The sequence below is a fragment of the Pseudarthrobacter sp. genome (assembly GCF_036675385.1).
GTDB lineage: Bacteria > Actinomycetota > Actinomycetes > Actinomycetales > Micrococcaceae > Arthrobacter.
Map to the genome: position 1 here is coordinate 1 of NZ_JAKFFD010000031.1, position 11,083 is coordinate 11,083.

Here is an 11,083-nt window from a genome sequence, read left to right on the forward strand (position 1 = left end):
CCTGACGGAGGGGGTGCTGGAGGCGGTCGAGACACTCCGGATCACCGTGGCATCCGACCAGCTGGTGGTGTTCGGCGACGGCATGGAATCAGACCGCCTGACCGCATCCTGGGGCCAGGAAATCACGGTGCGGTTGGGCGAAAGGCCGCTGCGGCTGGTGGTGTAAGAATGTTGTCTGGTCAATCCGGCTCGCGTGTGTTGTGATTTTGACTAGTCGAGGCTAGCGCCGGAAATCCCCGGCTCCACCGCGGCCTCATCGTTACGACAAGATGGCAACGCGTCAGGAGGCGAGGCGATGGCATCCATGGACGGGACCGTGGCACTGGTGACGGGCGCGGCCGGCGGCTTGGGAGGCGCTGTGGCATCGGGCCTTGCACGTGAGGGTGCCTTGGTGGTCGTGGCGGGGCGCTCAACAACCCGGGCGAGCGAGGCGATGGCGGGCATCCGCCGGCTGGTTCCGGGCGCCAAACTTGAACCACTGGTCTGTGACCTCTCAGACCAGTCCTCGATCCATGCGGCGGCGGCTGAGTTCCTGTCCCGCCACGACCGGCTCGACGTGCTGGTCAACGCAGCGGGCGTGTTCCGCAAGGAGCGTCAGGTAACCCGCGATGGGCTCGAACTGACCTTTGCCACCAATGTGATGGCCTACTTCCTTCTGACGGACCTGCTGCTGGACGCGCTCACGCACCACGCAGCCGCACCACGCAGCAATTCCCGTATCGTCAACATCGCGTCCCGGTATGGCAATGCAAGGCTGAACTTCGACGACCTCCAGACTGCAAGCGGCAAGTACAGCTACCTTCGCTCGACGCCGCCCACAATGCTGGCCAGGGTTCTGCTCACGCAGGAGTTCGCTGAGCGTCTGCGCGGCTCAGGCGTGGTCGCCAATGCCGCCCATCCGGGACTGGTCAAGAACACGACGCTGCTGCAGGACGTCGGGGGCCCGTTCCGCTGGATCACGAACACATTTGGAGCACCGGCAGAAAAGGCGGCGGATACACCGCTCTGGCTCGCCACGTCGCGCGAAACAGCAGGAGTCTCCGGAAAGCTCTGGGCCAAGCGCAAGGAGCTCCCGACGCCCGGAATGGGATCGGACCCCGAAGCCCGGAAGCGCCTGTGGGACGCGTGCGCGCGCCTGGCCGGGATGCCGTGAACGGTGGCAATGTGAAAGATGAAGACCTGCGGGCCAGGCTGAAGGAGTTGTACCTGCCACCCGTCACCGATTTCGTCCTGGTGGACGTGCCAGAGATGCGATTCGTTATGGTCGACGGGCGAGGCGGGCCAGACAGTCCTGCGTTCGCAGACGCCAAACCGAGACCAGCTGAACTGGCGGATGATGATCGTCTTTGAACCGGGCTGGCTGACGGCGGCGATGTTTGAGGATGCCGTGGATAAGGCGAAAGCAAGCATGGGTGAGCCGCCGTCCAGCCTGCGGCTCGAAAGCCTTCACGAAGGCCTGTGCGCCCAGATCATGCACGTGGGGCCGAACAGCGGGGAGGTGCCGACCCTTGCCAGGCTGCACAGTAAGTTCCTGCCTGCCCATGACCTGGTTCCAAACGGGAACCACCATGAGATCTACCTGGACGACCCCAAGCGAGTGGCTCCGGGGAAGCTAAGGACTGTCCTGCGGCAGCCAGTACGTCCATCGGGATAGGTTGCGACAAGCTCAACAACCAACATCCGTACGGCCGAGATGACTTTGTTTGCCTCCGGCCTACGGAGCGGTTTCAGAAGCCGTGGACCAGCCATTGTGCCGTGCGGATCAGCTCGGCATCGGAGCCCTCCGGACGGAGGCCACCGATGACCGAACGCGTCACGGCCGCGCCTTCAAAGAGACCAACCACGGTGCTGGCTACTGCGTTGCGCTGTGGTTCGCCGAGTTCGGGCCTGGCGCGCTCCACAAGGTCAGCTACATGCTCAGCGTATTGGGCATAGAAGGCCCTGACCACCGCGGCAATCTGCTCGTCTGCCGCGGCAATGGCCCAGACCTCAACGTGCATTCCGACTCCGGCCGGATCCGAGTGTTCAGCCAGGAGTGCGGTAAACAACCGCTCCGAGTGCTTCCGCGTCAACAGCTCGCCTGCGCCCGGACCGTCTCCGACGCCGATCCCGGACATTTCCTTGAGCCGTTGAAGTGAGCGCTTGAGCGAGCGATCAAGAACGGCCCGGATCAGGTCTGCCCTGGTCGGAAAATAGTGCTGCAGGTGACCGACCCGGACCCCTGCCGCGGCCGCAAAATCCCTCATTGCGGAGCCGGCGTTGCCTTTGGCGACCAGTACTTCCTCAGCGGCATCAAGGATCGTCGTCTGTCTGAGGGCGCCCTTGGTTCCGGTCATGACCTCAATATTGTCACACCGTGCAGCTCCAGTTCGGCGAGCATTTCGGCCAGGCGGGGAGTGCTCTCCGGGAAGCTGACGCCAGGCCGTGAGTCCTGATGCAGGACATTGCGCAGCCCGAGGAACCCACCGAGCGCGGTGAGGTGTGCTTGACCGAGCGGGTCTGAAATCAGAGCGGTTCGGGTACCTTTCCGTCCCTGAACATCAACGCGGACATGGGCGATGCCGCCCTTGCCCGGCGAGTACAAGAGTGAGCGCCTGACGGACGCCCAACGCCTTCCTCGGCCCCAGCGGAAGAGCCCCACCGCCTTCGCCGCCAAGAGGGCCGACGTCGATACGTTGGAGCTGAAGCCGATGCGGGTTGAGGCGGTCCCGGCGCCAAGGGTCATGGGGAAGGTGAACTGTTCGGGAGTGTCCAGCCGTGCAACTTTCGTAGGGTGCCCAGCAATATCCACCGAGCGGGTGTCGCTTAACGGGCTGACGATCACTGGCCTGCCATCTTTCCGGACCTCGAAGTCGTGCCCCAGCCGGTCCATAAAGTCCACGGAGTCCGCGCCGGCCCGGTCATTGGTGTCGTAGCGGATGGCAACATCGACCTGTTGTGCACCGTCCGCATCTTCCGCCAACCTTGCTGCAACGAGGCTGATCACCCCGCCCATCCATCCGGAGGACAGCAGTACCGGGGCAGTCGGGCCGAGCAGCGTTGCCTGCGTGGCAGCCTTAGTGAGGCGGCTCGTCCAGCGGGTGATGTCCACATAGGGGATTCCTGCGCTGACGGCGGCACGCAGCACCCGGTCATTGGGATCGTTGACAACGCTGATGACGGCCCGCGCCTGGGCGGCGAATGGCGCAGGGTCGTCGAGGTCCCACTTCCGCACAGTCACGTTGTGTTCTTCGGCAAGAGCGGCTCCGCCGTCAGGATTTCTACCAGTCAGGACAAGGGGCCACAGGGGCGCGGCGAGCCCGGTAAGGGCTGTTCCAACGGTGCCGTATCCACCGACGATCAGGACGGGACCGGCAGGTTTATGTTCAAGTAAATCGTTCATACAGGAAAGTTTAGGTCATATGACCTAAAAACTGGTTCTCACCTGGAAACCTCCTCACACGGCGCAAGGGCTCAGTACAAGAAGATCGGCAGCCAGTCGCGGTTGTGCGCGTGCACGAGTGCGAGGAACAGCACAAAGTCGAAGACCAGGTGCACCGTCACAACATAGGTGAACGACTTGGTCAGCTTGAAGGTGTATCCCTGCAGCAGCGCGAACGGGAACGTAAGAAGCGGCCCCCAGGCCATGTAGCCGATCTCCCAGAGAAAGGACGAGAAGACCACGGCCTGCAGGATGTTGGCGAGCCAGTCCGGGAAGTGCCGCCGCAGCAGCGTGAACGTGGTGCAGATGAAGAACAGCTCGTCCCAAATCCCAACCGCGTTGACGCCGAGAAAGAGGCGCCAGAAGATGGTGGGGTCGGACGCGGCCGGCCAGTTCTGATACACGCCGGTGCGGATCAGGTAGACCGGCAGGATGAGGTAGCCGAGGGCCACAACAGCGATCAGGTACAGCTTTGCGCTCAACGGCCACTTGCGGCCCGTGTTCACCGGAAACTTGATGATCCTCTCGCGGTAGGCGAAACGGGACACCAGCCACGGCACCAGCACGGCCAACGCAAGGGCTCCACCCATCAGAGCAATGTGCGGGATGCTCAAATCAGCGTTCAGCGGAACCAGGCTGATGATCACCATTCCCGCCGCAATCAGCCCGAGGTGCCGTAGGAATTCACGGTCGATGACTGCGGCCGTGACGAGGCTCAACGCAAGCACGCTGTAGCCCATGAGGTCATTCTCGACACCGAATAGCAGCACTCCGGACACGGAGAGCAGAACCGCTGGCACCAGTTTCCAGGTGAGCGCGGTACGGGGTGGTTCGGTCAAGATCGAAGTCACCCTACCAGCATGTCAGCGACGGCGACGTCTGGGAAAGATGGCCGCTGCGGTCAACCTCTGGGCGAGGCCCCCAAAGCACTGTTACCCCTGCCCACAGGCGGTTTTCCGGAGTACGATGTGGGCGTCGGCAGGATTCCTGCGACTCCTTGCCGCAAGGCCGGCTCTCCATCTGAAGAGCCGGCAACCAGCGTGAAAGGGAGACAAAATGACTACCGCGTCACACCCTGCCCAACACCACATGATGGGGTTGACACTTCACAACACCGCCATCGGTATCGGTGCAGTTTTCCTGCTGGTTGGAGTCCTCGGGTTCATCCCGGGAATCACCACCAATTACGGCGCCATGACCTTCGCGGGACATGAGTCCGGGGCCATGCTCCTTGGCGTCTTCCAAGTGTCAGTGCTGCACAACATCGTGCATTTGCTGTTCGGTGTGGCCGGGATCGTTATGGCCCGGACGAACCCGATGGCCCGCTGGTTCCTGCTCGGCGGCGGCGTCGTGTACCTGGTCCTGTGGATCTACGGCCTGGTCATCGACATGAACACGGCGGCCAACTTCGTCCCGTTCAACACTGCTGACAACTGGCTGCACCTGGTTCTGGGCGTTGGCATGGTGGGCCTGGGCCTCTGGCTGGGCCGGGATGCCATGGAGAAGAAGGGAAGCGCTATGTAGCGCCTCCACGGTTCGTGGAAAACCGACGACGGCGGCCGTCCCCCTGGGTACACAATCCTCGGGACGGTCGCCGTCAGTCCCTCGGCGTCGGCTGCTGCTGACGCAGCCTTTACACAGCCGAGCAGTACCGGGTGATCCTGAGGTGACGCAGTGAATGACGCATCGAACAGTGGACGGCCGGAAGGTGAACCCCGCTCCCTCTGGGTTGCTACCGCCGGAACCACCGATTATCCGGTCCTCCGGGGGGAGCTGGAGGTGGACGTCGCGGTCATCGGGGCCGGCATCGCCGGGCTGACCGCAGCGTTGGCGCTCAAACGCACCGGCCGGACCGTCGCGGTCATCGAGACCGCCCGCGTCGGAACCGGCGTCACCGGCCACACCACCGGCAAGGTCACCTCCCTTCACCGCCTTGCCTACACGGAACTTGCGCGCCGACACGGCAACGACACCGCGCGTATCTACGGGGAGGCCAACCAGGCCGCAGTCGAACACGTCGCGCAACTCGTGGCCGCCGAAGCCATCGACTGTGACTTCCGCCGCGTAGCCAACTACACCTACGCCGAATCCGACGGCGCGCTCAGCCACGTGCGCGCCGAAGCCAACCTTGCCGCCAGCCTCGGCCTGCCCGCCGCTTTCACCACCGACGTGCCGCTGCCCTTCCCGCTCAAGGGCGCGGTCCGATTCGACGGGCAGGCGCAAATCCATGCCGTGAAATACCTCCGGGGTCTCGCCCGCGCGGTCAACGGTGAGGGCAGCTTCGTCTATGAGCAGACCCGGGCGCAGCAGGTCCACGATGGTTCCCCGGCCGTCGTCGATACCGAACACGGCACCGTCCGGGCACGCGGCATCATCGTCGCAACGAATGTGCCGTGGGGCGGGCAGGGCCTGTTCTACCTGCGGTCGCATCCGCACCGCTCCTACCTCGTCGCCGGCCGCGTGGACACGCCACCGCTGGACGCCACGTTCATCAGCGCCGACGAACCGATGCGATCCATTCTGACCACCAGCGTCAACGGCACAAGCTACGTGCTCACCGGCGGCGAGGGCCACCGCGTGTCCGAGCCCGGCGATACAGCCGCGCGTTACCGCAGACTCGCCACCTTCGCCCACGACCGCCTCGGTGTGGACAAGATCGCCTACCGATGGTCAACACAGGACGGCATCCCGCTCGACGGGCTGCCCTACGCCGGACTTATGTCCCCCACCGCCAAACACGTGTACGTGATCACCGGCCTGCGCAAATGGGGCCTGTCCAATGGAACCGCTGCCGCCCTCATTCTTGCCGACACCCTCAGCGGCCGGGAAAACCCCTGGGCCTCGGTGTTCAACAGCAACCGGTTCACCCCGGCAGCCAGCGCGAAACGGTTCGCGGAGGAGAACTTCAAGACCGTGGCAGCTGTCCTGGCAGGCAAACTCCGCGGCCGGCCCGGCCACACGGAACTGTCGCCGGGTCAGGGGAAAGTCATGACCGTCAACGGCGAGAGCACCGCCGTCTACAAAGACGCAGGCGGGCAGGTCCACGCCGTCTCCGCCACGTGCACCCATCTGGGCTGCACCGTCGGCTTCAACACCGCCGACGCCACCTGGGACTGCCCCTGCCACGGCTCCCGATTCTCCACCGACGGCACCGTCATCCAAGGACCCGCCGCCAAGAGCCTCCCACCCGCGCAGATGCCCTGATCCCCTGCTACCTGGCGGACCGGCGCTTGGGGGCGGTACGCACCAGGCCCACAGCGGCCAAGAGCGCCCCGGCTCCCTCAGCCACGGCGCTGAGCGACTTCTCAAGAAACCACACCGGCTCATACATGGCAGGGAAGGGTCCGAAGGCCGGGATATCCACATACCGGTACAACACCACGGCCACGAATGCGCTCAGGGCCACCACCAGGGCCAGGGCAAAGGAGGCTCTACTGCCGCGGAACAGAACCCACAGCGCCGCCAGCACCGCCGCGGCCGATTCGAGATAGAACAAGTTGCCTTGTCCGATTCCGCCAGGCGAGGCCGCCTGGTAGCCGGGGGCCAGATAAATATGTACCCCGGCATCGATGAACAATGCCAGTGCCGTCAGTACCCTCAGTGCCATGTTCATTTGACTATCAGCGTCCCGCGCATATTGGGGTGATAAGTGCAGAAGTAGGGGTAGGAGCCGGGTGCCGAGGGCGCCGTGAACGTGGCCGTCCCGCCGCTTCCGCGGACATCCACGTCAAATGCCTGGCCCTGGTCCGCGGTGACGGTATGGCCCGCTGAATCCATGTTGGTGACCGTGACAATTGTGCCCGGCGCAACGGTCAGCGGCGCGCCATACTCGAAGTCCTTGATGGTGATTACAGGCGCTCCAGGAGTGACCGCTCCCGTCGTCGCTGTCCCCGGCCCGGGGGACGCCGCGGGACTCCCGGTGCCGGAGCCGCAACCGCCCAAAAGGAGCGCCGCCATCAGTAGCACCGTGGCCTTGGCCTGAATCGCTCTCACTGTGACCGTCCTCGACTCCGGAAAACCAGGGCCGGCAAGGCCCCGCCTGTCCCTATTATTGTGCGCGCATCAGACGGAAATGGCGCCTGCGGCTGCAGCGGTAGGCGCCACCTTGCCCGCGGATCAAGAATGTCAGTGCCGGCAGATAGGTTCAGGGCGAAATGATCGCCACGAAAGGGAACCGATCCGCGTGTCTACACCAGCATCGTTTGAATCAACGCCCGCGACGTCAAGCATGCCCGATTGGTATCCGGAGTTGTTGGCGTCCGTCGCCTCACAGGTCCGTTCCGGCCGGTCCAGGGCAATTTCGGCCGCCAACCGGGAGATGCTGCTTTCGTACTGGGTGATTGGCAGCGAATTGGCCAAGCGAGAGTCAGCCCAAGGTTGGGGTAGCAAAGTGGTAACGCGGCTCTCGGCTGACGTCCGCTCGGCTTTTCCCGAGGCACGTGGATTTTCGCCGCGAAATCTCCGCTATATGAAGTCGTTCGCCGAAGCCTGGCCTGACTTCCCAATGTTGCAACAGCCTGTTGCAACATTGCCGTGGGGCCACAATGTCATCCTTCTCGACAAACTTGAGGACTCGGGCGCCCGGCGCTGGTACGCCGCTGCCGCCGTCGAGAATGGCTGGTCACGGAACGTGCTTGCCCACCACATCGAGACGAAGCTCTCCGAACGTTCCGGCAAGGCGATCACCAACTTCAAAGCAACATTGCCGCCGTCGGATTCGGATCTTGCCCAGCAATCATTCAAGGACCCATATGTCTTCGACTTCGTGGCCATGACAGGCAAGCGGAATGAGCGTGAGCTTGAGGGACAACTCGTGGTGCACGTCGAAAAATTCCTGTTGGAGCTCGGCCAGGGATTCGCCTTCGTTGGCCGGCAAGTCCGGTTGACCATCGGGGCGGACGAATTCTTCGCCGACCTGCTGTTCTACAATTTCAAGCTCCGCTGCTTCGTTGTGGTCGAGCTGAAGGCCACCGCCTTCAAGCCGGAGTATCTGGGTCAGATCAACATGTACATGTCCGCTGTCGACGACCTCCTGGGTCATCCTGACGACGAGCCGACCATCGGACTGCTGCTGTGCAAAACGAAGAACAACGTCGTGGCCGAGTACTCTTTGCGGGGCTTCTCGAAACCGATCGGTATCGCCGAATGGGAATCCGCGATTGTGGCGTCCTTGCCAGAGGAATTCGCTGCCACGCTACCCAGCATCAGCGAAATCGAAGCCGAGCTTTCGCAAGACTTTTCCCAAGGAGATTCGGTGGATTAGCCGGAATCGATATGCAAGGCTCTGCGTCAGCCCGGGGCGAGGACGCAGAACTCGTTGCCCTCAGGGTCGGCGAGGCACACCCATGGCACATCGCCCTGGCCGACGTCGGCGTCGGTGGCGCCCAGAGCCCGCAGCCTGGCCACTTCTGCCGCTTGATCACCACCCGGGTACGGCATCACGTCGAGATGGACACGGTTCCACACCGTCTCCACTCCGGACGTGCGAAGTAGTTCCAGATACGGCCCGACGCCCTTGGCCGAACGCAGCCTCGCATGATCGTCGTTCACCTCGTGCACGGTCCAGTCCGTGGCCTCGCCCCAGAACCGGGCCAGGGCCCGCGGATCGGCGCAGTTGACCACCACCGTGGCAATCGGCCCGGTGTCCCGGTAGATCGATCGCGGCTCCAGCACACAGAACACATTGCCCTCCGGGTCTGCCAGGACCTTCCACGGCACATCACCCTGGCCCACATCCGCGGGCGTCGCACCGAGCTCCACGAGGCGCGCCACCAGCTCCGCCTGATGGGCCAAGGACGTGGTGGCCAGATCGAGGTGCGCGCGGTACTTCACTGTCTCGGGGTCCGGGACGGTCACGACATCGACGCACACGGCGGTGGGGTCCGGCCATGCGAAGCCCACGGGTTCAACATTGGTCACTCCGGGTCCCTCGCTGGAAACACCCCAGCCGAGCGCCTCCGCCCAAAACCGGCCGAGCGCCGAGTCATCCCGAGCCTTGAAATTCACCTGAACAAGTCGCAGCGCCATAGCACCAGACCCTATACCCACGTAAATACCCGATACCGGAGGCACGCCCTGGTCCGGGTCATTATCGCGGAGTCTTTACTCCAATGCGTCGTCGAGTCAACAATGGCTCTTACTACGGCCTCCGCTGGCTTGGCAGGGCGCCGCCCATCCGACTGCCGCCCCACCGGGCTGCCCTACACAGGAGCGCTGACATGAACGATCCGACAGCCACATCCCAGACAACCTCGGCTGTATCTGATCGCGCTGCACGGCTGGCGTCGATCCCCTCCTTTCAGCGGGTTAACGCCCACATCCGGGAGTACGGTGCCCGCGGGCATGGGCAGGTGCCGGGCTGCGACTTCACCTTCGGCAATCCACACCAGATGCCGGCCGACCGCTATGTGAATACCCTGCGGGACGCGCTGGCTCCTCAGAATGATCAGTGGTTCGCCTACTGGCGCTCCTCGTAAGTCCGGTCCAGGTAGTACCGAAGGGTCTTCTCGGATGTCTTGATCCTTGCGACCTCGGTCTCCCGATATGTCTTGAGCTTCTCGCGTTTCCTGCTCTCCGTCTCGTGGATCTGGATCGCCTCGCGCAAAATCCCACGATCTCGTTGAACGCGCCGAGCGCATCAGCGGAGCTGACCCGGTCCACCGCCGGAGGCAGCACTTTGCCCTCGTGTACGCGTTTCTGATCAGTCATCTGTGGCCTCCGTGGTTGTATCGGGGGATCTAAACGTGAGTTGTTCGGTAGTCCCATCGAGGCTGTCGTCCTCGCCGACGGCTGGCACGCTGATGATTTGTCCCACCGCCGTGACGAGGGTAAAGGCGACAAGGAGCCGCTTGCCGTGAAGCTTCCTGGTGGAGTCGAACGACTCGGACTCCAGAACGTCAATCGCCTTCGTCGCCTGGGATACCAGATGGCTGAGGACCCCGTCCTGATCACGCGCCCACTCCTTCACCCCGCGGTGGAGCTCGTCCTGCACATCGAGCGGCGCTATCGCGACGTCGACAATTCTTCGGTGCTCATCAGCCTGACTTAGTGCTTTGGTTCCATGGATCTTCACCGTGACACCGGCGCCGAGGAGACCCACACCCGCACCTGCGACATTGAGCATGAGCCCGCCAAATTCCATGCAGCCACCGCCCGAAACGTAGCTTCCGCCGCCGAAGAATGCCAGTATGGCCCGCTCTGCGCGGCCCCGTTGAGGGTTTTGATTCGGGTCCCGGTAGGTGGACGAAGCAAACGTGGGTTACTGCAGCGCGGATAAGTTGGACGCCAGCGGGTTCTTCATGGCTTGCTGTGCCCCGGACGAAGGCGATACCGGTCCGCACGTCGCTTTCGACGATGCGACCGTAGTAGGAGTCTGGGACTGAATGCGAGACCTAGTTCCGCAAGGACGCCGGGCACTGCCAGCACGCCCGAAGTACCAATGACCTAGTCCCCTAACCAAGCCCACAGAGCCTCTTGTTGGCACGACGTCGCCTTGCGGGAAACCCTGACCCCCGGAGGTTTTCAATGACGCACCCTAGCTGTATTGACCTGAGAGGTTAGTAACACGGCTGATTGGTGGCTGACCTTTGAGTGAGGTGTGGCCTCGATGATGATTGTAGTGATGGAGCCAGTCGGCGAAGGCAGCAACACGCTCGGCCTCTG

General features: G+C 63.3%; 13 protein-coding genes and 1 pseudogene. 6 read left to right on the top strand and 8 right to left on the bottom strand.

From position 1 onward, the window contains the following. Positions 1-295: 295 nt before the first annotated feature. Together V6M49_RS02860 and V6M49_RS02865 are read left to right on the top strand one after the other, a co-directional pair. The gene (locus tag V6M49_RS02860; protein ID WP_246848540.1) at positions 296-1,153 is read left to right on the top strand and encodes an SDR family NAD(P)-dependent oxidoreductase; all 858 of its coding nucleotides are present in this window, start codon (positions 296-298) and stop codon (positions 1,151-1,153) included. Between the two features lie 183 nt (positions 1,154-1,336). Next, the gene (locus V6M49_RS02865) at positions 1,337-1,654 is read left to right on the top strand and encodes a GyrI-like domain-containing protein (protein WP_332759946.1); all 318 of its coding nucleotides are present in this window, start codon (positions 1,337-1,339) and stop codon (positions 1,652-1,654) included. 73 nt (positions 1,655-1,727) lie between these two features. Here the strand turns inward: V6M49_RS02865 and V6M49_RS02870 are convergent, their stop codons facing one another. The 3 genes from V6M49_RS02870 to V6M49_RS02880 all read right to left on the bottom strand — a co-directional run bounded on the left by V6M49_RS02870 (position 1,728) and on the right by V6M49_RS02880 (position 4,272). Continuing rightward, a complete protein-coding gene (locus V6M49_RS02870; RefSeq protein ID WP_141140782.1) occupies positions 1,728-2,336 on the bottom strand; it encodes a TetR/AcrR family transcriptional regulator in 609 nt (202 codons plus the stop codon). Then, positions 2,333-3,382: a saccharopine dehydrogenase family protein gene (locus V6M49_RS02875; protein ID WP_141140783.1), complete on the bottom strand. Its 1,050-nt coding sequence runs from the start codon at positions 3,380-3,382 to the stop codon at positions 2,333-2,335. The genes V6M49_RS02870 and V6M49_RS02875 overlap by 4 nt, the downstream gene beginning before the upstream one ends. Before the next feature lie 71 nt (positions 3,383-3,453). Next, positions 3,454-4,272, bottom strand: coding sequence for a CPBP family intramembrane glutamic endopeptidase (locus V6M49_RS02880; RefSeq protein WP_332759948.1), 819 nt, complete (start codon positions 4,270-4,272; stop codon positions 3,454-3,456). 205 nt (positions 4,273-4,477) lie between these two features. Here V6M49_RS02880 and V6M49_RS02885 point away from each other — a divergent pair, with 205 nt between their 5' ends. Beyond that, a complete protein-coding gene (locus V6M49_RS02885) occupies positions 4,478-4,945 on the top strand; it encodes a DUF4383 domain-containing protein (protein WP_141140785.1) in 468 nt (155 codons plus the stop codon). A 150-nt stretch (positions 4,946-5,095) separates the two neighbouring features. After that, positions 5,096-6,625 (top strand): FAD-dependent oxidoreductase, encoded by a 1,530-nt coding sequence (locus tag V6M49_RS02890; protein WP_332759950.1) that lies wholly within the window; start codon positions 5,096-5,098, stop codon positions 6,623-6,625. A gap of 7 nt (positions 6,626-6,632) precedes the next feature. Here the strand turns inward: V6M49_RS02890 and V6M49_RS02895 are convergent, their stop codons facing one another. Together V6M49_RS02895 and V6M49_RS02900 are read right to left on the bottom strand one after the other, a co-directional pair. Continuing rightward, positions 6,633-7,028 (bottom strand): hypothetical protein, encoded by a 396-nt coding sequence (locus V6M49_RS02895; protein WP_332759952.1) that lies wholly within the window; start codon positions 7,026-7,028, stop codon positions 6,633-6,635. A gap of 2 nt (positions 7,029-7,030) precedes the next feature. Further along, a complete protein-coding gene (locus V6M49_RS02900) occupies positions 7,031-7,414 on the bottom strand; it encodes a cupredoxin domain-containing protein (protein ID WP_210412305.1) in 384 nt (127 codons plus the stop codon). A 190-nt stretch (positions 7,415-7,604) separates the two neighbouring features. On the opposite strand from V6M49_RS02900, the gene V6M49_RS02905 reads away from it, so the two are divergent. Continuing rightward, on the top strand, positions 7,605-8,684 hold the full coding sequence (locus tag V6M49_RS02905) for a PDDEXK nuclease domain-containing protein (RefSeq protein ID WP_246848542.1): 1,080 nt from the start codon (positions 7,605-7,607) through the stop codon (positions 8,682-8,684). A 26-nt stretch (positions 8,685-8,710) separates the two neighbouring features. Here V6M49_RS02905 and V6M49_RS02910 read toward each other — a convergent pair whose 3' ends face one another. Beyond that, the gene (locus tag V6M49_RS02910; RefSeq protein ID WP_141140788.1) at positions 8,711-9,448 is read right to left on the bottom strand and encodes a VOC family protein; all 738 of its coding nucleotides are present in this window, start codon (positions 9,446-9,448) and stop codon (positions 8,711-8,713) included. A gap of 191 nt (positions 9,449-9,639) precedes the next feature. On the opposite strand from V6M49_RS02910, the gene V6M49_RS02915 reads away from it, so the two are divergent. Further along, a complete protein-coding gene (locus tag V6M49_RS02915) occupies positions 9,640-9,897 on the top strand; it encodes a hypothetical protein (protein WP_332759953.1) in 258 nt (85 codons plus the stop codon). 224 nt (positions 9,898-10,121) lie between these two features. On the opposite strand, the gene V6M49_RS02920 is transcribed toward V6M49_RS02915, so the two are convergent. Together V6M49_RS02920 and V6M49_RS02925 are read right to left on the bottom strand one after the other, a co-directional pair. Continuing rightward, positions 10,122-10,544 carry a hypothetical protein gene (locus V6M49_RS02920; protein WP_141140789.1) on the bottom strand — a complete coding sequence of 141 codons (423 nt, stop codon included), beginning with the start codon at positions 10,542-10,544 and terminating at the stop codon, positions 10,122-10,124. A 411-nt stretch (positions 10,545-10,955) separates the two neighbouring features. After that, positions 10,956-11,083 (bottom strand): annotated as a pseudogene (locus tag V6M49_RS02925) (integrase core domain-containing protein); the annotation flags it as partial.

What these genes read in the sequence shown, in the direction of transcription:
- V6M49_RS02860 (WP_246848540.1), top strand. Translation starts at nt 296, where the DNA reads ATGGCATCCATGGACGGGACCGTGGCACTGGTGACGGGCGCGGCCGGC.
- V6M49_RS02865 (WP_332759946.1), top strand. Translation starts at nt 1,337, where the DNA reads ATGATCGTCTTTGAACCGGGCTGGCTGACGGCGGCGATGTTTGAGGAT.
- V6M49_RS02870 (WP_141140782.1), bottom strand. Translation starts at nt 2,336, where the DNA reads ATGACCGGAACCAAGGGCGCCCTCAGACAGACGACGATCCTTGATGCC.
- V6M49_RS02875 (WP_141140783.1), bottom strand. Translation starts at nt 3,382, where the DNA reads ATGAACGATTTACTTGAACATAAACCTGCCGGTCCCGTCCTGATCGTC.
- V6M49_RS02885 (WP_141140785.1), top strand. Translation starts at nt 4,478, where the DNA reads ATGACTACCGCGTCACACCCTGCCCAACACCACATGATGGGGTTGACA.
- V6M49_RS02895 (WP_332759952.1), bottom strand. Translation starts at nt 7,028, where the DNA reads ATGGCACTGAGGGTACTGACGGCACTGGCATTGTTCATCGATGCCGGG.
- V6M49_RS02910 (WP_141140788.1), bottom strand. Translation starts at nt 9,448, where the DNA reads ATGGCGCTGCGACTTGTTCAGGTGAATTTCAAGGCTCGGGATGACTCG.
- V6M49_RS02915 (WP_332759953.1), top strand. Translation starts at nt 9,640, where the DNA reads ATGAACGATCCGACAGCCACATCCCAGACAACCTCGGCTGTATCTGAT.
- V6M49_RS02920 (WP_141140789.1), bottom strand. Translation starts at nt 10,544, where the DNA reads ATGCTCAATGTCGCAGGTGCGGGTGTGGGTCTCCTCGGCGCCGGTGTC.